Below are 20,306 nucleotides of genomic sequence, written 5' to 3'. Positions count from 1 at the left end.
CGCGCACTCGCAACGGGGCCTCGAGGGTGGGCCGCCGCGGATCAGGGGACGCCCGCCACGGGACCGACGTGGCCGCCCCTTGCCTGCGTGCCTCCCCGACAGGACCCGACCGGTCCACGTCTACCTGGTTGGAGCCACGCATGACCCTCGACACCGACACCGCCCCGGCGGGCGCGGCGCCCGCGCCGCCCGCGACCGACCCCCTGACGAGGGCCGCGTCGGTGGTGCACGAGGCGTGCGCCGGGCTCGCGGGCGTTTCGGCCGAGGCGATCCTCACCGAGGCCAGGCGCAGCCTCTACCCGGGCATCCGCCCCGACGAGCTGGAACTCGCGCTGGTCATGGCCGCCCGCGCCTTCGTCGAGGCCGACCCGGACCACTCGCACGTCGCCGCCCGGCTGCTGCTGGACAAGCTCCGCCGCGAAGCCCTGAGCTTCCTCGCGGGGCGGCCCGACGAGGCCGGCCAGTCGGAGATGGCGGGCCGCTACGCCGGCTACCTCGCCGACTACGTCGCGCGCGGCATCCGGCTGGACCAGCTCGACCCCGAACTGGCGTCCTTCGACCTCGGCCGCCTGGGCGCCGCCCTGCGGCCCGAGCGCGACCTGCACTTCACCTTCCTCGGCCTGCAGACCCTCTATGACCGGTACTTCCTGCACAGCGACGGCACCCGCTACGAGCTGCCGCAGGCGTTCTTCATGCGCGTGGCCATGGGCCTGGCCCTGCGCGAGGACGACCGCGAGGCGCGCGCCATCGAGTTCTATGAACTGCTGTCCTCGTTCGACTTCATGTGCTCCACGCCCACCCTCTTCAACTCCGGCACCCGCCGCGCCCAGCTGTCGTCCTGCTTCCTGACCACCGTCGGCGACGACCTCCAGTCGATCTTCCACGGGATCAGCAACAACGCCCTCCTGTCGAAGTACTCCGGCGGACTGGGCAACGACTGGACCCCGGTCCGCGGCATCGGCGCCCACATCAAGGGCACCAACGGCCAAAGCCAGGGCGTCGTCCCGTTCCTCAAGATCGCCAACGACACGGCGGTGGCCGTGAACCAAGGGGGAAAGAGGAAGGGGGCGGTCTGCGCCTATCTGGAGACCTGGCACATCGACATCGAGGAGTTCCTCGACCTGCGCAAGAACACCGGTGACGACCGGCGGCGCACCCATGACATGAACACCGCCAACTGGGTGCCGGACCTGTTCCTGCAGCGGGTCGAGAACGGGGGCGAGTGGACGCTGTTCTCGCCCGACGAGGTCCCCGATCTGCACGACCTCTACGGCGCGGAGTTCGCCGCCGCCTACACCGCCTACGAGCGGGCCGCCGACGCCGGTGGGATCAAGGTGTGGCGCCGGGTGCCAGCCGTCGATCTGTGGCGGCGCATGCTCACCATGCTCTTCGAGACCGGCCACCCGTGGATCACCTTCAAGGACCCCTGCAACCTGCGCTCCCCGCAGCAGCACGCCGGCGTGGTGCACTCGTCCAACCTGTGCACCGAGATCACCCTCAACACCAGCGCCGACGAGGTGGCGGTGTGCAACCTGGGCTCGGTCAACCTCGCCAACCACACCGGCCCGGACGGGCTGGACGCCGAGCGGCTGCGCCGCACGGTGCGCACGGCGGTGCGGATGCTCGACAACGTCATCGACGTGAACTACTACACGATCCCCGAGGCCGAGCGCGCCAACATGCGCCACCGCCCCGTGGGCCTGGGCCTCATGGGCTTCCAGGACGCGCTGTTCCGGCTGCGGCTGCCCATGGCCTCGCAGGGCGCCGTGGAGTTCGCCGACGAGAGCATGGAGCTGATCTCCTACCACGCCATCGAGGCGTCGGCCGAGCTCGCGGCGGAACGGGGAGCCTACGCGTCGTTCGCGGGATCGCTGTGGAGCCGGGGCGTGCTGCCCATCGACTCCCTGGACCGGCTGGCGGCGGCGCGCGGCGGCGACCTCGACGTCGACACCACGGAACGGCTGGACTGGGCGGGCCTGCGCGAGCGCGTGCGCACCCTGGGGATGCGCAACTCCAACGTCATGGCGATCGCGCCGACCGCCACCATCGCCAACATCACCGGTGTCGGGCAGTCGATCGAGCCGATCTACCGCAACCTCTACGTCAAGTCGAACATGTCGGGCGACTTCACCGTGGTCAACCCCTACCTCGTCCGCGACCTCAAGGAACGGGGGCTGTGGGACGACGACATGGTGACCCGGCTCAAGCTGCACGACGGCAGCCTGGGCGCCATCGAGCGGGTACCGGCCGAGCTGCGCGAGCTGTACGCGACCGCGTTCGAGATCGATTCGGCGTGGCTGGTCGACGCGGGCGCGCGGCGGCAGAAGTGGATCGACCAGGCGCAGTCGCTGAACCTGTACATGGCGGCGCCGAGCGGCCGCAAGCTCGACGAGCTGTACCGCCGCGCCTGGCGCAAGGGCCTCAAGACCACGTACTACCTGCGCTCGCAGAGCGCCACGCACGTGGAGAAGAGCACCTTGAAGGGGACCGACGGCCGGCTGAACGCGGTCTCGGCGGCTCCGGCGGTTCCGGCTCCCGCTCCGGCGCCGGTCCAGGACGCGGGGGCGGTCTGCTCCATCGAGGATCCCGACTGCGAGGCCTGCCAGTAGCGGCGCCCGCGCCGTGCCCCCGGCGGGTGCGCCCCGCGCCCCTCGTGCGCCCGCGGGACGCGCCGGCGGCGACGGCTCCGCCCCGCCGCACGGCGCGCCCAGCGCTCCGGCCGCACCCCGTCCCCCGTCCCCTGTACCCGCCGAGCCGGCGCTTCTCCGGCTCGCGCATCGAACCGCACACCCGACTAGACCGGACCCGAAGCCATGACCAGTGTTCTCGAACCCGCCACCGGCGGCCTCGGCGCGATCGAGCGCGACGCCGCCCGCGTCAGCGTCGACGACAAGGCGATGATCAACGCGCGCGCCGACGTCAACCAGCTGCTCCCCCTCAAGTACCGGTGGGCGTGGGACAAGTACCTCGCCGGCTGCAACAACCACTGGATGCCCACCGAGGTCGCCATGCAGGCCGACATCGCGCTGTGGAAGTCCCGCGACGGTCTCACCGACGACGAGCGCCTGATGCTCAAGCGCAACCTCGGCTTCTTCGCCACAGCGGAGTCGCTGGTGGCGAACAACATCGTGCTGGCGGTCTACCGGCAGCTCACCAACCCCGAGTGCCGCCAGTACCTGCTGCGCCAGGCGTTCGAGGAGGCGGTGCACACGCACACCTTCCAGTACATCTGCGAGAGCCTCGGCCTGGACGAGGGCGAGCTGTTCAACATGTACCGGGAGGTCCCCTCCATCACGGAGAAGGACGCCTGGGCGCTGAAGTACACCCGCAACCTCGAAGACCCCGGGTTCACCACCGGCACCCCGGAGGCCGACCAGGCGTTCCTGCGCGACCTCGTGGCGTTCTACGTGGTGTTCGAGGGCATGTGGTTCTACACCGGGTTCGCGCAGATCCTCTCGCTGGGCCGGCGCAACAAGATGGTCGGCATCGCCGAGCAGTACCAGTACATCCTGCGCGACGAGTCGATCCACCTGAACTTCGGGATCGACGTCATCAACCAGATCAAGATCGAGAACCCGCACCTGTGGAGCGACGCGTTCCAGGCCGAGGTGCGGACCATGCTCACCGAGGCGTGCGCGCTGGAGGTGGCCTACGGCCGCGAGACCATGCCGCGCGGCATCCTCGGGCTCAACGGCGAGCTGTGCGAGCAGTACATGCGCTTCATCACCGACCGCCGCGCCGAGCAGATCGGCCTGGCACCGATCTTCGGCGAGACCGAGAATCCGTTCCCGTGGATGTCGGAGATGATGGATCTGAAGAAGGAGAAGAACTTCTTCGAGACGAGAGTCATCGAGTACCAGTCGGGGTCAGGACTGGACTGGGACTGACCCGCAGCAATCTGTTCCTCTCCCGGTTCGCGCAGGGGTGTTCCCGCCTGATGGCGGAATCGGGAGACGGTCTCGCTCTGACCGCCGGTGCCTCCCGTGGAAGGCGCCGGCGGTTGTGCGGTCCCGGGTCGCCCCCGCCGGCCACCAACGGGCGGTGCACCGTCACGACGCCATCGGGTCCGATCCCGGCGCGTCCGGGGCCGCCCCCGGATCGGCGCCGCCCTCACCCGCGCGTTGATGTGTCCCACATCACTTTTATGTGAGTTGAGTGTGCCGTTTGCGGCACCCCCTTGACTGATGCCCGTCGCCCAACCCCGATGACGAAGGAGAGCGACGACATGGCACAGCCCGCACTGATATCGGTCAAGGACTTTTTCCGTACACCGGAACGTACCGCTGCGACGATCTCACCGGATGGCGCCAGGATCGCCTATCTGGCGCCGTGGAAGAACCGGCTCAACGTCTGGATCCAGGACCTCGATTCCGGTGCCGGACCCCGGTGCGTGACCGCCGACGAGACCCGCACCGTGCTGCGGTACACGTGGACCGACGACCCGCGCTGGCTGCTCTACCTCCAGGACACCGGAGGCGATGAGAACTGGCACGTCTTCCGCATCGATCTGGACGACCCGCAGGCGCCGGCCGTCGACCTTACCCCGTTCCCCGGCGCGACGACTCCCGGCCTCGAGTTGGCCGCCGCGCGTCCAGGTAAGGCGATCGTCCAGCTCAACGCGCGTAACGTCGCCGAATTCGACCTGTACGAGATCGACATCGCCAGCGGCGAACTCACGCTGCTGGCCGAGAACCCGGGCCCTGTCACCGGCTGGCTGTACGCCGGTGAGGGGCGTCTGTTCGCCCAGACCCTGGAGGACGACGGCACCTACGTGTTCGCGCGGCGGGACGGCGAGACCGGCGAGCTGCACCGCGTCGCGACCTTCGACGGCGCCGACTATCCGATCAGCGCTTACCCGCTCGAGGCCACACCCGACGGGACGGGTGCCTGGATCGGCTCCAACCGCGGCACCGACCACACCCGCCTGGTCCGGCTCGACCTGGCCACCGGTGAGGAGACCGAGGTCGACAGCCACCCGGACTACGACCTCGACACCCGGGCACAGGTCTTCCCGACCTTTCCGCATCCGCTGATCCGGGACCGGCGCGGCGAGCTGCTCGGCGTCCGCTACCAGGGCGAACGGCAGGTGATCCGCGCACTGGACCCCGACTTCGCCGAGGTCCTGGCCAACCTCGAACGGCTGTCGGAGGGCGACCTGGGCGCGGTGTCGTGCGACGACAGCGGCCGGCGGTGGGTGGCGAGCTTCGTCCACGACCGCGACGCCAGAGTCACGTGGTTCTACGACCACGACGCCGGTGAGGTGCGGCTGCTGTTCCGGTCCTCCCCCCACCTGGACCCCGACGCGATGGCGCCGATGACGCCGGTGACCATCACCGCCCGCGACGGACTGGCGCTGCCCTCCTACCTCACCCTGCCCGTGGGGGTCGATCCCACGGGGCTGCCGCTGGTGCTGCTGGTGCACGGCGGCCCCTGGACCCGCGACAGTTGGGGCTTCGACCCGAGCGTGCAGTTGCTGGCCAACCGCGGCTACGCGGTGCTGCAGGTGAACTTCCGCGGTTCGGGCGGGTTCGGCAAGGCCCACATGCAGGCCGCGATCGGCGAGTTCGCCGGCAAGATGCACGACGACCTGATCGACGCCGTGGACTGGGCGGTGGCGCAGGGCTACGCCGACCCCGACCGGGTGGCGATCTTCGGCGGCTCCTACGGCGGCTACGCCACGCTGGTGGGCGCCGCCTTCACCCCCGACCGCTTCGCCGCCGCGTTCGCATACGTCGGCATCTCGAACCTGGCGAGCTTCATGCGGACCGTTCCGGAGCACGCCAAATCCAGTCTGGTCAACAACTGGTACCGCTATGTCGGCGACCCCGACGACCCGGAGCAGGAAGCGGACGTGCTCGCCCGCTCCCCGATCAGCCGGGTGGATGAGATCCGCACGCCATTGATGATCGTCCAGGGCGCCAACGACGTCCGCGTCGTGCGAGCCGAGTCTGACAACATCGTCGCGGCGCTGCGCGAGCGCGGGGTCGAGGTCGAGTACCTCGTCTTCGACGACGAGGGTCACATGTTCGTCAACCCGGAGAACCTGATCGCCATGTTCAGCGCCGCTGAACGCTTCCTCGCCCACCACCTCGAAGAGCGGAACGGTCATGACTGACCACAATCCCACCCCCCTCCACGTCGGCTACGCCGGGGGCGCCCGGCCCGAGCCGGCCGCGGGCCCCAAACAGCCCGGGATCGACAAGGGCACCCTGTCGTCGATGCTCTATGCGGCCGTGCCCGTCGTGGTCTTCGCCACCGTCGTCGGCTTCGTGCCACTGCCGATCGCGATCGGGCTCTCGATCGTCGTCGCGCTGGGCATCATGGTGTTCCAGATGATGCGCGGGCAGAAGTTCACCAACGCCATCGGCGGCGTCATCGCCGTCTCGCTGGCCGGGGGCGTCTCCGCCTACACCGGATCGGCCAACGACTTCTTCCTGATCGGCATCTGGGCGGCGCTCGCGGGCGGCGTCGTCTCCCTCGCCTCGCTCGTCGTGCGCCGGCCTCTGACCGGGCTCATCTGGAACGCCGTGCACGGCAACGACAAGCCCTGGCGCCAGGACCGGCCCACCCTGCTCGCCCACGACCTCGCCACCCTCGCGGTCACGCTCATGTTCGCCGCGCGGTTCGCCTTCCAGCAGTGGGCCTACCTCGCGGACTCCACCGCCTGGCTGGCCACCACCGACGTCGTGACCGGCACCCCGCTGACCGTCCTGGCCGGGATCGCGGTCTTCTGGGCTTTCCGCCGCTCCACCAAGAGACTCATCAACAAGACCGACGAGACGGTCCCGAGGCAGCCCTGACCACCCCATCCGACACCGGCCCACGGGGCACCGCCCCGCTGGGCCCGGTTCCTCCCCGGCCCCGGAGGAATCCCCCGGCCCGGGTTTCAGGGGGCCGCCGGGCCACACGCCGCCGAGACGGACGGCACCATACGGCCGGCGGGTGTCCGATCGGTTGCGACTGTCTATCGTGTCGTTCCGGTGATCGGTGCGCTCTGGCGCGTGACCGGAGCGACCGGTAGAACGGATGTCATGTCGGCGTATAGAAAACATCCCGCCGCCTGGACCCGGATCGATGGTGCGGAAGGGCTCGGAGTCGGTGCGCTCATCGCGGAGACCGACGGGTACCGGCTGGAGGCGAGCGAAACCGTCGCCGACCCCCGAGATCGGTTCGCCTGCCGCTTCACCGTCCGTACCGACCTCGCGTGGACGACCCGCTGCACGCGGGTCGAGACCGTGTCCGAGCGGGGTGTGCACACCCTGGAGCTGGCGGCCGCGGGCGGCAAGTGGACCATGGACGGCAAGCGCGTCCACGACCTCGACGGCTGCGTGGACGTCGACGTCGCCGCCACCCCGCTGACCAACACCCTGCCGATCCGGCGCCTGGGCCTGCGCCCGGGGGAGTTCCGCGACATCGCGGTGGCCTGGATCGACGTGCCCAGCCTGCGGGTGAGCCGGGTCGTGCAGCGCTACACGCGGCTGTCGTCGGCCGAAGGCCGCGAGCGCTACGAGTACCGCGACCCCACCTATGGCGCGTTCGAGCTGACCGTCGACCGCGAGGGCGTGGTCGTGGACTATGAAGGGCTCGCCCGGCGGGTCCGCTGACCCGGGCTGCGGTGCCCCGGTCGCGGCACGCGGCGGGGCGGGCGCGATAATCCCAGACGTCCGCGAGACGTAAGGGGAACACGTGATGGCCGGAGACGACCCGCAGGCCGCCCGCCGCGAGATCATCCGCGAACTGGAGGTGCCCCCCGCCTTCGATGCGCGCGCCGAGATCGACCGGCGGACCGCCTTCCTGGCCGACCGCCTCAGGGAGAGCGGGGCGACCGCCCTGATCCTCGGCATCAGCGGCGGGGTGGACTCGATGACCGCGGGCCGGCTGTGCCGGCTGGCCGCCGACCGCGTGCGGGCCGGCGGCGGAACCGCGGAGTACATCGCCATGCGGCTGCCCTACCGGGTGCAGCGCGACGAGGACGACGCCGCCCGCGCGGCCGGGTTCACCGCCCCCGACCGCATTCTGACGGTCGACGTGGCCCCCGCCGCGGATGCGGCGGCCGGTGCCCTGGCGGCCGCCGGGATGACGTACGCGAGCGCGGAGTCGCAGGACTTCGTCCTCGGCAACGTCAAGGCGCGGCAGCGCATGATCGCCCAGTACGCGGTGGCCGGCGGCGTGCGCGGCCTGGTGGTGGGCACCGACCACGCGGCCGAGGCGGTGACGGGGTTCTTCACGAAGTTCGGCGACGGCGCCGCCGACCTGGTGCCGCTGACGGGGCTGACCAAGCGGCGGGTGCGTGCGATCGCCCGCGAGCTCGGCGCCCCCGATGACCTGGTGCGCAAGACCCCGACCGCGGACCTGGAGAGCCTGGCACCGGGCAAGCCCGACGAGGCCGCGCTCGGGGTCACCTACGAGGAGATCGACGACTTCCTCGAAGGGCTGCCGGTCGAGGAGCGCGTGCTGACCGCCCTGGTGGACCGCTACCGTGCCACGGCCCACAAGAGGGCGCTGCCGATCGCACCGTGAGCCGGATGGCGGAGGCCGGTCCCGGAGCCTGTGCGGTGCAGGGCGGTGGCCGACTCCGTGCGCGGGCGGCGCCGGACCCTGCGGCGGCGGGCTCAGCCGGCCCAGAGGGGGCCGTCGGGGCCGCTGACCGGACGGTCCGGGGTGGTCGGGGTCGATAGGAGACCGCGGATGTAGTCGGCGAAGCCGTCGGGATCGACCTCCTCGATCACGGTGGCGTTGGCGGCCAGGCCGTGGACGCCCCAGGACATGGCGGAGTAGCCGCGGGTGAGTTCGCCGGCGGTCTCGATGTCGACGTTGTAGCGCCCGCTGCGCCGGACCAGCCCGGGATGGAGCAGCACGGCGGCGGTCAGGGAGTCGGGGTGGGTGGTGCCGTGGATGCCCACGCCGCGGTCGAACTCCAGGGTGGCCGCGCACACCCGGGTGAAGAACTCCGCGAGGGGTGTGCCGATGGCGGCGATGTCGGCCAGGAGGGGCGGGCCGAAGACGGCGTCACGCAGGGTGAGCGGGTGCCAGGGGACGACGGTGACCGCGAATCCGGCGGCGAAGACGGCCTTGGCCGCCTCGGGGTCGACGTAGAAGTTGTACTCGGCGGCCGCGGTGATGTTGCCGCGCCCGTTGTTGGAGCCGCCCATCACGTAGAGCGCCTTGACGTTGCCCGGGAACCCGGGGTCCTTGGCCGCGGCGGCGGCGATGTTGGTGAGCGGGCCGATGGCCACGATCGAGAGTTCGCCGGGGTGCTCGGCGGCCATCCGCACCAGCGCGTCGACGGCGTGCTCGGGATCGGGGGCGTACCCGGCGTGGTCGACGGAGAGCCCGCCGGCGCCGTCGCCGTGGACGTTCTCGGCGCTCACCCACGGCCGGACCAGGGGGCGGGCGCAGCCCGTGTGGACGGGCACGTGGCCGAGCCGCCCGGCGACGTTGAGGGTGAGGAAGGCGTTGCGCACCTGCTGTGCGAAGCCGACGTTGCCCGCGACCATGGTGATGGCCCGGAGGTCGGCGGCGGGGTCGAGGAGCCCGGCGAGCAGGGCGACGCAGTCGTCCTGGGCGGTGTCGGTGTCGATGATCAGGGGGACGGGCACGGGGCTCCTCCTGCGCGGTCGGGCTCCCGGGCCCGGCCCGGTGGCGCCGCGGGGTCGCGGATGGCGGTCTGCACACCATCATGCCGGGACGCGCCACGGGTGCGCCGCGACGGGGACGAACCTGTGGATAAGCGGAACGGACGCCGCACCGCCCGGAACCCGCCGGCGCTCTCCGCGGGTCCGTCCCGCGGGTCCGGCGGGGCCGCACGGGGATGCGGCCGCCGCCGGTACGGCGAGGGCGGGCGCCCGCCCATCGGCCGGGGTCAGGCCGCGGTGTCGAGCAGCCCGTCGATCACGGGGAGCCAGGTGTCGGCGATCTTGCGGTCGCCCGCGGCGTTGGGGTGCACGCCGTCGTAGGTGTCGGTATCGGTGTCGAAGCCGGTCCACTGGTCGGCGACCACGACGGGGGACCGGTCGGTGCTCTGCTCCGCGGCCCAGGCGGGGATCGCGGCGTTCAGGTTCGCGACGCTCTGCGCACACGTGGCGCAGCTGCGCGCGGAGTCCATCCGGATGATCTGCGCGACGGCGATGCGCATGTCGGGGTTGGCCGCGCGCATCTGGCCGACGAGGGTGCTGTAGGCGTCCAGGATCGTCGCGGTGGGAACGCTGCTCCAGACGTCGTTGGTGCCGAAGTGCATCAGGACGACATCGGGGTCGGTCGCCTGCAGCCAGCCGACGAGCAGGCCCTGCCGGGCGACGTTGGTGGCGAGGAGGCCGGGGTGCCCCTCGTTGTCGCCGTCGTGGTCGACCCCGCAGCCCTGGGGGCCCTGGGTGCCGACGAAGTCGATGGAGGTGCGGCCCGCCTCCTGGAGGTCGTTCCAGAGCAGGGCGCGCCAGCAGCCCGGCGACCCGGTGATCGAGTCCCCCAGCGGCATGATGCGCGTCGCCTCAGCGGCGGCGGGGGCCGGAGCGGGCGTGGTCGGTGCCGCGGAGGCGGGGGCGGGGGCGGCGAGCACGCCGGTCAGGGCCGCGCAGAGGGCGGCGGGCGCGGCCAGGGAGCGGAGGGCGTGGCGGGGGGAAGCGGGCATGGGCATGGCTCCTCACGGTGCGGAGCCGTTCCCGGCGGGGGCGGGCGGGAACGGCTGTGGGAGCGCTCCCATTGCGTGACCGTAACCCGCGCGGAACCCGTTGTAAAGGCGCGCGTTGCCCGCGGTGCCGGTGCGCGCTCAGGCGTGGGGGAGCCGGCGCCGGTCGGCGGGGTGCTCCCCAGAGGCCGGCGGCGGGCACGCCGCACCGCACCCGTCGTCGCGCCGGTGCATGCGGCGCAGTTCGACCAGGGCGGCCAGCGGGCCGGGGCCGGCCGGCCGCTCCGCTGATTCGGGCCGGCCGCCCTGCCCGTCGAGGACGGCCTCGGCGGTGTCGAGGACCGCGTGCACGAAGCGCCCGCGCGCCTGGCGCGACCGCCACACCAGGAGCCCGGCGGAATCGGGTAGGCCCAGGCCGCCGCGGACATCGGGGAACAGGTAGATCGAGATGTCGACGTCCGTGCCCTGCCGGTCGAGGACCCAGCGGAACTCCACGGGCTCGCTGCGGAAGAAGAACCGCTCGGCGGGCAGGGGACCGTAGAGCCCGCAGAGGCCGTGCAGGATGTCGGTGATGGCGTCGGTCGGGCGGTCGGCGACGAACGCCGCGTCGGCCGCGGCGTCGCCGACGGTGCAGACGGCACCGGCCTGTTCCCGGAGTTCCCAGCCGAACGAGAAGCCGTCGGCCGCGCCCGCCGTCTGCTCGGCGAAGTCCACGTTCGAACCTCCCGGGGCAAGGGAATGGTCACGGAGTGCTAGTGCGAGCATGACGGACCGCGCTGGAGCGAACAAGAGGCGGCCGCGCATCGGTTGCACGGGCGACCCGTGGTGCGCGGGGGGCGTGCCCGCCCCGTGCGCGGGCGGGGCGGGCACGGATCACCGCCGGGCCGGGCGCTTCCGGGTATCGCCGCGACGCCGTGCGGCGGGGCGGGCAATGGCGGATCACGGTCCCCGTTCAGGTGAAAGCGGGCCTTCCGGTCCTTCGCGAACGGCCCCGGCGGCCGGTGCCGCCGTGCCCGGCTCGGCCCGGGCCGCGGCGCATCGCCGCTTCGGCGCGCGAGCGCCGGCCGGCTCCGGATGTGCTCCGTTCCACAACAAGGAGTGACGCCCCCGCTCCGGCCGGACCCGCGGCCGGGCCGCCCCGCTTGAACCGGGTGAGCCGATCCGGCGGCCGGCCCGTACGGACGCGGTGCACCACGCCGCGCATCGGGCTGCCGGAGCCCCGTGAGCAGCAGGGATCCCAGGAGCGGGAATGAGGTCCCGCATACCCGGCACGGCGTCCGTGATCCGATCGGGCGCGCGCCGTGGCCACTTCCGGCACCCTCCGTAGCGTGTCGGCACCGGGCGTCCGCCCCCATGCTGGGGAAGGACGGCGCCCTCCGCGGGCGAAAGGGACTTCGCGCTCCGGTCGGTCGCCATTCGGCTCTACAAGATCGGCCCTTCTGCCCGTAGGGTGGCCGTCGTGGCGGCTTTCTCCTGTGACGGCTGGTGGTTTCCGTGGGGCAGAACGGACCGGATCGCCGCCCACACGCCCGAGACCGGTACCCGGACGAGCGGGACACCGGGCTCGGTGACCGTCCGGATCCTCCCTCCCCGCCGTACAGCGGTGGAGAGCGAGCGCGTGAAGGTGGTGGCCCGGAATGGGTGACCGGCAGGAGCACGTCGAGTACGCCGACAGCGGCATCTACACCGTCAAATCCGGCCGCGCCTTCCCCGGGGTGGCCACCGAATGCCGGGAGGCGCGGCTATGGGCCCGCGACCTTCTCCGGCCCTTTCCCGATGTGGCCGACGCCGTGGAACTGGTCGTGAGCGAGTTCTTCGGCAACGCCGTCGTCCACTCGGCGTCGGGCGAGGCCGGCGGCGAGGTCTTCGTCAGCATCGTCGGCCTCATCGGCGGGCCGCTCCACCTGGAGGTCATCGACCAGGGGCCGCGCCGGGACCGGCCGCGCAGCACCGCCCGGGTGCTCTCGCCCGACCTCCGCCGCCGCGACGGACGCGGGCTCTTCCTGGCGGCCGCGCTCACCAAGGAGTGGGGGCGCCTGCCCGCCGAAGGCGGGCCGGGCTATGAGCTGCGCGGCTACGCCAGCATCTTCACCGCGGGCCCCGAACAGCCCCAGGGCGACTACATGGGTCCCATGATCACCTGGGCCGACTTCGTGACCGTCCACAACCGCCGCCGCCGCGACTGAGCCCCCGGGCCGCGGCGATCGCACGGCCGCGGGAGCGCGGGCACCGGTGCGGAGCCCGCGCCGACCGGGAGCGCCGGGACCGCCCGGTGATCGGTGCCGTGGGGAGGCCGCCGCGACCGCGGCCCGGCTCGCAGCGGTCGCGTGGCGGCGCAGCCTCCGGGGCCGAGGCCGGGCGGACCGGGGAACAGCCGCGAACGCCCGTTCACCGCCGCTGCCAGGACGCCGCGCTGTGAGGCGTGAGCAGGGAGATCGCCTGGGGGAGCGAGGCCAGGTGGCCGACCCCGGTGCGCGCCCGGACCGAACCCCAGCCAGGGCCGGCCGTGAGCAGCCGGCTCCGCTGGCGCGCGGCGGTCTGCGCGCGGTGCGCCGCGGCCAGGCAGGACAGGTCGGCGGTCTCGGCCGTCTGGCTCCAGACCACCACCGCCGACGGCGCCGTCCGCTCGATGGTCGCGACGGTCGCGGCGACCGGGGTGGCCGCGCCGAGCATGCGCCAGTGGACCGCCTTCTCGCCGAGCGCCGCCGCCAGCGCCTCCAGGGCCAGCGTGTGCAATTCGTCCGGCGCGCAGACGAGCAGCACCGAGCGCTGCATCGGCTCGTGGTCGTGCGACGCGCGCGGCCGCAGGGACCGCCGCAGCACCGAGGACACGCTCCACGTCAGCAGGTGCTCCACTTCGACATTGCGCCGGGTGGCCTCCCATTTCAGCCCCATCCCCACGAGCAGCGGCATGGCGAGGTCCTGCCAGGCGGCGATCGCGCCGCGGGTCCGGAACGCCTCCTCCAGCAGGACCTCGACGGTGTCGACGTCCATCCGCACGGCGGCGCGCGCGATCCCTTGCAGAGTGGGGCCGGACCGGCCCAAGGGGAGGGTGTTGCCGCCGCCGGGGTTGGTGGCGCGCGACGACGGGCGCGCCTGGGGGACGCGCGAGCCCGCTGAGCGGCTTCCGGCCAAGGCGTGCTCGGCGGCGTCGGCGGGGGCGACGCCCTCGGCCACCAGCCGGCACATCACCCGGAGCCGGTCCAGGGAGGCGGCGGAGTAGCGGCGGTGGCCGCCTCGGGTGCGTTCATCGGGGCCGATGCCGTAGCGCCGGTCCCAGCTTCGCAGTGTCGTCGGGGCGACCCCGAGGAGGTGGGCGACGGCGGAGGGCGGCAAGAGTGGTTCGTCCATCGCTCCCCAATCGGTGCGGCACCGGTGCGACTCGTGCCGCACTTCCGGCCGCAGGAAGGTGGTGGTCCTCCTCATCGGGTGCGGAGGACGCCGAGCGGTCCGGCACCGCGGGTGCCGGCGGGCGCGGGGATCGCCCTGTCGTCCGGGCGCGCACCGGCCCCGGCCGCGCGGTCGCGCGGGGTGGGCGGGCGTCTCGCCGCCGATGCGGACCCCGGACCCGGTGTGGCCGTCGGCCGCACCGGGCCGCCCCACCGCGCCGTTCCGACGCCGCCGGACGGTCCCGCCTCGACACCCAGAAGTGTCCCCGGAGCGGGCCGCCGGTGTCAGCGGTTTCGCCGAATCGGTGGGGCATGCGCCGGTCCGGGCCCGATTCCCGGGGACGCGGCGCAGCCGCCGAGCAGGGCGTTCCCGCCCCGTGATCGGACGCCCGGAACAAGGATCGCGAACTCGGCCGACACCGGCGAAGCCGACGAAGCCGTCCTTTCCCGACGCACATCGACATGCCGCGCACACGATTCGTATGTCGACGATCACGACCACCGACGGCTTCCCCGGCTGGAGCGGCACGCGGTTCAGCGCGTGGTCGTCGACCGACCTCATCGACTGGACCGATCGCGGGGTGATCCTCGATCTCGGCCCGGATGTCGCCTGGACCGACGATCGCGCCTGGGCTCCGGCGATGATCGAAAAAGACGGCCGCTACTACCTGTACTTCTCATCCGATACCAACATCGGCGTCGCGGTGGCGGACTCGCCCACCGGGCCCTTCGAGGACAAGGGCGAGCCGCTCGTGCCCGCCGGCGCCTACCCGGGCAGATGATCGACCCCCGCGGTGTTCACCGACACCGACGGCACGTCCTACCTGTACTGGGGCAACGGCGCCTATGCCGTGCCGCCGGCCGAGGACGTGATGTCCTTCGACCTCGCCGACGTGCGCTCGATCAGCGGGCTGGACGACTTCCGTGAGGGCCTGTTCATGAGCGTCCGAAACGGCACCTACTACCTGACCTGGTCGATCGACGACACCCGCAGCGAGGACTACCGCGTCGGCCACGCCACGGCCGCCAGCCCCACCGGGCCGTTCACCCACGGGGTGATCCTCCGCAAGGACCTCTCCCTGGGGATCAAAGGACGTCTTCCTGGGGATCAAGGGCACGGGACATCGGTCCTCCGCGTGCCCGGCACCGACGACTGGAACATCGCCTACCACCGCTTCACGGTCCCCGACGGCGACGGCACCCACCGCGAGACCGCCATCGACCGGCTGGAGTTCAACGACGACGGCACCATTTCGCCCGACGTCCCCACCCTGGAGAGCACCACCCCGCACGAGGTGCCCTGACCGAACCGACTGCGGTCAGCCGGCGTCGGCCGACCTCAGTCGGGTGCGGGCCGGGTGCAGTCGGGGTTGGGGGCACGGATCGCCCGGACACGGCTCCGCCGGGACCCGGAAAAACCGCTCGCCGCCCCGTCAGCACCGTGCTACGTTATGCGCCGTCGGCATTGGACGACCGGATGAGACAGGGAGGTGAGGTTGATGACCGCGGTGAAGGCCGCTGCCGTGCGCGGCTCCCGGACCGACCTCACGTCCCGGACCCCGGTCTGACCCCCGAGTTCTCCCGCTCGCGATAGGGCGGAGGACACCCGTGTCCTGCCGGGGCCCCTTCCCACAAGGTGTCTCACGTTGCGACCACGATCCGATGACCCTTCCCGTCCGTCCGATGGGAACCCGTCCCACAACAGGCGGACGCCCGAGCTCGGCGCCGCCTCCACCCCGGGGAACCTGTCCGCCTACGGGTGGACCCCTGAACTCGGCGCCGCTTTCACCCCGTATCACGAGGCCGGCCTGATCCCGGCCCGCATCGTGCGGGTCGACCGCGGCCGATGCGACGTAGTGACCGAACACGGCCCGGCGCGCGCCGCGACCTCGGCACTACACCCCTCCGACCCGTCACTCGCCCCCTGCACCGGCGACTGGGCCGCCCTCCGCCCGTCCCTGGCCCCGACTCCGGAGCCGGGGCCGAACCCGAACGCGGAGTCGAACCCCGAGCCGCCCCCGCCTTGGGCATCGGCCCAGCCCTCGGTATCGGCCCTGCCCCCGCTCCCGGCATCGGCCCGGCACTCGCCTCCGGCATCGGCCCAGCCCGCGGATCCGGAGTCGGCCCCCGTCCCGGCCCTGGAACTCGCCGCGCTGCTGCCGCGGCACAGCGCGATCGTGCGGTCCTCCGCCTCGCGCTCGTCGCACGGGCAGGTGCTGGCGGCCAACGTCGACACCGTCGTCATCGCCGTCTCCCTCGCCGCTCCGTTGGACCCGGGGCGGTTCGAACGGCTCCTGGCATTGGCCTGGGACAGCGGAGCCCGTCCGGTGGCGGTGCTGACCAAAGCGGACCTCGCCGCCGATGACGACGCCGACGCCGTCCGCACCGAGGTACGGCTCCTGGCACCCGGCGTCGAGACCGTCACCACGAGCGGGGTCGACGGCCAAGGGCTGGCCGACCTGGCCGCGCTGATCAGCGGCACCACGGTGCTGATCGGGCCGTCCGGCACGGGGAAGTCAACGCTCGCCAACGCGCTGCTCGGCGAGGACCTGCTCGCCACCGGCGCGGTACGCGCGCAGGACGGCAAGGGCCGCCACACCACCGTCCGCCGCGAGCTGCTGCCCCTGCCGGGCGGCGGCGTGCTCATCGACACCCCCGGCCTGCGGGGCATCGGCCTCCACGACGCCGCCGATGGCCTGGAGCAGGTCTTCGGCGAGATCGAGGAACTCGCCCGGGACTGCCGGTTCGGCGACTGCGCCCACGACAGCGAGCCGGGCTGCGCCGTCCAGGCGGCCATCCTGGCAGGAGACCTACCCCGGCGCCGGCTGGACAGCTACCGCAAGCTCCAACGCGAGAACGAATGGGCGACCTCACGCAACGACGCCCGCCGTCGCTCAGAACGGGCCGACAAACAGAAGGCCATCACCCGCCACCTGCGGGCGACCTACAAGTTCCGCGACCAGCGACCATGAGCGCCGTCGCCTACTGCCCGGCCCTCTGCCATCGGCCCGCCGACCGCTCCCGGAAGGAGCATCCGCCAGCGTGAGCGCCGCACCGGACGAAGCATTCACCGACCCCCTCTCCGCGGCCTTCCTGACCTTGGCCCACGGCCTGCCCCGGCAGGGGCCCGGCTCCGACGCCACCACCCGCCGCCTGCTCGCCATGGCGGGACCATTGCCGGTCCGTCCCCGCGTCCTGGACATCGGCTGCGGTCCTGGGCGTTCCGCACTGCTCCTCGCAGAGGAGGCCGGAGCGGAGGTCACCGCCCTCGACCTGCATCAGCCGTTCCTCGACGAGCTCGACCGCGCCGCCGCCGACCGAGGTCTGGACCACGCCATCCGCACGGTCCGGGCATCAATGGCCGAGCTGCCCTTCGCCGATGACGGCTTCGACCTCGTGTGGGCGGAAGGCTCGGTCTACCGCATGGGTTTCGACGCCGCGCTGACCTCGTGGCGTCGACTGCTCGCCCCCGGCGGAGTCCTGGTCGTCACCGAGTGCGAATGGACGACCGCCTCCCCCTCCGCGGAGGCGCAATCCTTCTGGGACGGGCTCTACCGGCTCCGAACAGGGGAGGAGAACACCGCCGCGGCCCACGAGGCCGGGTTCACCGTCACCGGACGCTACCCACTCCCGGACGACGACTGGTTCGACGAGTACTACACACCACTCGCCGAACGCGCCGACGCGGCCGACCTGACGACCCCATCCATGCCCGAAGCGATCGCCGCCACCCGCCGAGAGATAGCAATGCGCCGCGACCACGGCGCCGACTACCAGTACACCGGCTACATCCTCCGCCCACACCTGGGAGGAGAATCGCAACCACCGACCGCCTGACCACCCCGTGCACCCTCCGGTGCACCCCGCGTAACGAAGGCCCTGGCCTCGCGGTAATGCTCCGCAGGTCAGGGCCTATCCATACGTGGAGCGGATGACGGGAATCGAACCACCCAGCGAATAGCGCGCTGACCTGCGAATTTGTGGGAATCGCTGACGGCGTCGGCAGAGTCGTCTCCGGGGTGTAGCGGGTTACGTGGGCTTGCGGCAGAGCCCGTGCACCATGCGGGTGCACGCGTAGCAGGTGCTTTGTGTGGGATGACCGATTTCAGGAACGAGTCGGGATTCCCGGGGGACACACATCGGGCAGGTCCCCGTCTCGACGGCCGCCCGTTGCGCCTGAGCCTTGGGCGAGGGAACATCCGGGAATCGGCCCCGTTGTCCGGCTCCAGTCCCGCCACCTTGTGTCCGTCCCAGCGGCAACTTGACCCTGGGCGTGTGGGGCGCCGTCAATCCCGATCGACGTCTCACACGGTTACAGGGCCGGTTTCTCGTCGCGGGCGCGGTGCATCCACTCCAGCGGTCCCCGGGCCACCGCGGAGGCGGCCAACCGCTTGGCGGACGCCGTCGCCAGTGACGCGATCGATGTATCGATCCACGCCTGGGTGTGCTGGTTACCCTGCTCGCGGTACTCGACCGCCTGGAGCAGGCATTCCAGCTTGTCGGCGTCCCGGGCGCATGTGGCCTCGGCGGATTCTCGGCCCTCGTACTCGGCGACCGCTCCGCTGATCACCTCGGCCACGCCGGTAGGCAGGGTGGCGACCTGGTCGGCGGTCACCTCGATGTTCGGGACGGCCTTCAAGTACCGCTTGCTCAGGTGCGGGATGTCGGTCGTCCGGCTCTCCTGCGTGTCGTGGAACAGGGCCAGGAACGCCGCGCGCTGAGGATCCGCGCCCTCCATCGAGGCGATGACGGCCGCGGTGATCGCCGTGCGGTGGGAGTGGTCGGCGATGCTCTCCGGGTCGGCGACGCCGGCGATGACCCACCCGGTGCGAGGAAGCCGCTTCAACAACCCGATCTCGTAGAGGAAGTCCACGGTGCGGGCGTCCTGGTCGTCAGCCATGAGGTTCCTTCTCAACGCCGGTGGATGATCCGTAGAGCGTAAAGCACTTCCTCCAACTCCCGGCGGGACTGCGGTGAAACCGCCCCTTCGTCAAGGAGCCGCCGGGCGGCGGTGGAGACCGTGTCACTTCGGTCCGGGTCGAGGATCTCCGGTTTTCGGTTGATCAGTGACCACATCGTGTGGGCCACCACGTCGACATAGGGGTTTCCCGCGTGGAGCTTGGTGGCGAGGTGGTCGAGGAGGCGGGTGCCACGCCAGGCGTCCAAGTCCGTCTCGGTCATGAACGTGTCACTGACTTGTGGGTCCCCGAGCTCTCCCAGCCAGTACGCCCAGTAGTTGAGGTTCGCGATCTCCGTCTCATCGGCTTCGATGTGCACCTGGATGAACCGGGAGAGCGCTTCACCATCGCCCGTGCGAGCGAGCGTGTGGGCACCAGAGCGCACCACCGCCCATGAAGGCGACCACTCGTCGGTCCGGAGCAGACGCTGCTCACGGCGCTGCATCACCGCCAGCCACTCCACCGTCTCGCTACTGGAGTCGAACCCCACAACGTAGTGCGCTTGGCGTCGGAGAAGGGCTCCGTCGACGGTATCCGGCGCTTGCTCGGCAGCCGAACGCAGGTGTGTGACGACGTGGCGTTGCTCGTCCGACGCCAGCTGCGGCCCTGTCGCTGAAGGGCCTCGACGAGAGACTTGGGGTGTCGACGCGAAGATCCCCGGCACGGTTCCGGCGAAGACCCATCCGATCAGGTCCGTGAACGGCCGAGTGATGACCCATGTGGCGAGCGGATGCCCGTCCAACTCCAGAGCTCCGTCGGCGCCGAGCACGTAGCCGACGAACCGGTCCGCTTCCATGGCGACGTCGAGCTGTTCCAGGAGGCGGACGGACGCCCCCATCCGGAGCAGTGTGTGGCGCAGGCGCAGATACGTCCCGGCGGAGACCGCCATGAGAGGCCGGCGTCCGCTTTCCCACCCTTGGACGGTCGTCACGTCGACCTGGAAGCGCTCGGCCAGGTCTTCCTGGGTGAGCCCGATCGAGCCGCGGATGGTCTTCAGCACGTACCCGGAGATCCGTCCTTCGCGGTCTCCGTCGGCTCTCGGGGAGAAACCCCGACCGACAGTCAGAGTTCGTCGGCTCCGGGCGGCCATTCCGCCCCCCTCCGCGCTGGTTGACGTGCCTGAACATTCGTACTGGCAGTCAGTTCAGCGTAAGCGGTCGATTCCGTAGTGTCGGGACCACGATAAACCCCCGCGACCTGGCGTCCGGTGCGCCGGATGCCGTCGCCCCGTGGGTATGGGCGACCAGTCGTAACCGACGTAAACCCCGAAGACAGGCCGCCCCGGCGTCGTCCTACCGACCCGGGGCGCGGCCACCGATCGCGCATGGAGCGAAC

At 71.7% G+C, this 20,306-nt stretch carries 15 protein-coding genes and 1 pseudogene; 10 read left to right on the top strand and 6 right to left on the bottom strand.

Features of this window, described 5'->3' with window-relative positions; translation table 11 throughout:
• The first annotated feature begins 140 nt into the window (after window positions 1-140).
• From ACFO4E_RS17605 to nadE, 6 genes are all read left to right on the top strand, one after another.
• The gene (locus ACFO4E_RS17605) at window positions 141-2,609 is read left to right on the top strand and encodes a ribonucleoside-diphosphate reductase subunit alpha (protein WP_378576173.1); all 2,469 of its coding nucleotides are present in this window, start codon (window positions 141-143) and stop codon (window positions 2,607-2,609) included.
• 204 nt (window positions 2,610-2,813) lie between these two features.
• Window positions 2,814-3,887, top strand: a complete 1,074-nt coding sequence (locus ACFO4E_RS17600) for a ribonucleotide-diphosphate reductase subunit beta (protein ID WP_378576171.1) — start codon at window positions 2,814-2,816, stop codon at window positions 3,885-3,887.
• 338 nt (window positions 3,888-4,225) lie between these two features.
• Window positions 4,226-6,115, top strand: a complete 1,890-nt coding sequence (locus ACFO4E_RS17595; RefSeq protein WP_378576169.1) for a S9 family peptidase — start codon at window positions 4,226-4,228, stop codon at window positions 6,113-6,115.
• Window positions 6,108-6,800 (top strand): DUF3159 domain-containing protein, encoded by a 693-nt coding sequence (locus ACFO4E_RS17590; protein ID WP_378576167.1) that lies wholly within the window; start codon window positions 6,108-6,110, stop codon window positions 6,798-6,800. Before ACFO4E_RS17595 ends, ACFO4E_RS17590 begins: the two co-directional genes overlap by 8 nt.
• A gap of 231 nt (window positions 6,801-7,031) precedes the next feature.
• On the top strand, window positions 7,032-7,604 hold the full coding sequence (locus ACFO4E_RS17585) for a putative glycolipid-binding domain-containing protein (RefSeq protein ID WP_378576166.1): 573 nt from the start codon (window positions 7,032-7,034) through the stop codon (window positions 7,602-7,604).
• An 85-nt stretch (window positions 7,605-7,689) separates the two neighbouring features.
• On the top strand, window positions 7,690-8,520 hold the full coding sequence (gene nadE / locus ACFO4E_RS17580) for an ammonia-dependent NAD(+) synthetase (protein WP_378576164.1): 831 nt from the start codon (window positions 7,690-7,692) through the stop codon (window positions 8,518-8,520).
• 92 nt (window positions 8,521-8,612) lie between these two features.
• Here nadE and ACFO4E_RS17575 read toward each other — a convergent pair whose 3' ends face one another.
• From ACFO4E_RS17575 to ACFO4E_RS17565, 3 genes are all read right to left on the bottom strand, one after another.
• Window positions 8,613-9,599, bottom strand: coding sequence for a nucleoside hydrolase (locus tag ACFO4E_RS17575; RefSeq protein ID WP_378576162.1), 987 nt, complete (start codon window positions 9,597-9,599; stop codon window positions 8,613-8,615).
• A 263-nt stretch (window positions 9,600-9,862) separates the two neighbouring features.
• Entirely contained in the window at window positions 9,863-10,627 is a 765-nt protein-coding gene (locus tag ACFO4E_RS17570) for an SGNH/GDSL hydrolase family protein (RefSeq protein ID WP_378576160.1), read from the bottom strand.
• Window positions 10,628-10,765: 138 nt separating this feature from the next.
• Complete coding sequence (locus ACFO4E_RS17565) at window positions 10,766-11,338, bottom strand: hypothetical protein (protein WP_378576158.1); 573 nt, start codon at window positions 11,336-11,338, stop codon at window positions 10,766-10,768.
• Between the two features lie 923 nt (window positions 11,339-12,261).
• Between ACFO4E_RS17565 and ACFO4E_RS17560 the strand changes: the two genes are divergently transcribed.
• Entirely contained in the window at window positions 12,262-12,810 is a 549-nt protein-coding gene (locus ACFO4E_RS17560) for an ATP-binding protein (RefSeq protein ID WP_378576156.1), read from the top strand.
• Window positions 12,811-13,012: 202 nt separating this feature from the next.
• Here the strand turns inward: ACFO4E_RS17560 and ACFO4E_RS17555 are convergent, their stop codons facing one another.
• Window positions 13,013-13,975 carry a MerR family transcriptional regulator gene (locus ACFO4E_RS17555; protein ID WP_378576155.1) on the bottom strand — a complete coding sequence of 321 codons (963 nt, stop codon included), beginning with the start codon at window positions 13,973-13,975 and terminating at the stop codon, window positions 13,013-13,015.
• 202 nt (window positions 13,976-14,177) lie between these two features.
• On the opposite strand from ACFO4E_RS17555, the pseudogene ACFO4E_RS17550 reads away from it, so the two are divergent.
• The 3 genes and pseudogenes from ACFO4E_RS17550 (at window position 14,178) to ACFO4E_RS17540 (ending at window position 17,850) form a co-directional block, all read left to right on the top strand.
• Window positions 14,178-15,317, top strand: a pseudogene (locus ACFO4E_RS17550) (family 43 glycosylhydrolase).
• Between the two features lie 342 nt (window positions 15,318-15,659).
• The gene (gene rsgA, locus ACFO4E_RS17545) at window positions 15,660-16,985 is read left to right on the top strand and encodes a ribosome small subunit-dependent GTPase A (RefSeq protein WP_378576153.1); all 1,326 of its coding nucleotides are present in this window, start codon (window positions 15,660-15,662) and stop codon (window positions 16,983-16,985) included.
• Window positions 16,986-17,055: 70 nt separating this feature from the next.
• Entirely contained in the window at window positions 17,056-17,850 is a 795-nt protein-coding gene (locus tag ACFO4E_RS17540; RefSeq protein WP_378576151.1) for a class I SAM-dependent methyltransferase, read from the top strand.
• A gap of 475 nt (window positions 17,851-18,325) precedes the next feature.
• On the opposite strand, the gene ACFO4E_RS17535 is transcribed toward ACFO4E_RS17540, so the two are convergent.
• Both ACFO4E_RS17535 and ACFO4E_RS17530 read right to left on the bottom strand, forming a co-directional pair.
• Window positions 18,326-18,913, bottom strand: coding sequence for an HD domain-containing protein (locus ACFO4E_RS17535; protein WP_378576149.1), 588 nt, complete (start codon window positions 18,911-18,913; stop codon window positions 18,326-18,328).
• A gap of 11 nt (window positions 18,914-18,924) precedes the next feature.
• Window positions 18,925-19,971, bottom strand: a complete 1,047-nt coding sequence (locus ACFO4E_RS17530; RefSeq protein WP_378576147.1) for a helix-turn-helix domain-containing protein — start codon at window positions 19,969-19,971, stop codon at window positions 18,925-18,927.
• Between the last annotated feature and the right edge of the window lie 335 nt (window positions 19,972-20,306).

The sequence above is a fragment of the Nocardiopsis mangrovi genome (genome assembly GCF_042653925.1).
Lineage (GTDB): Bacteria > Actinomycetota > Actinomycetes > Streptosporangiales > Streptosporangiaceae > Nocardiopsis_B > Nocardiopsis_B mangrovi.
This window is presented reverse-complemented; position numbering and strand designations above follow the sequence as displayed.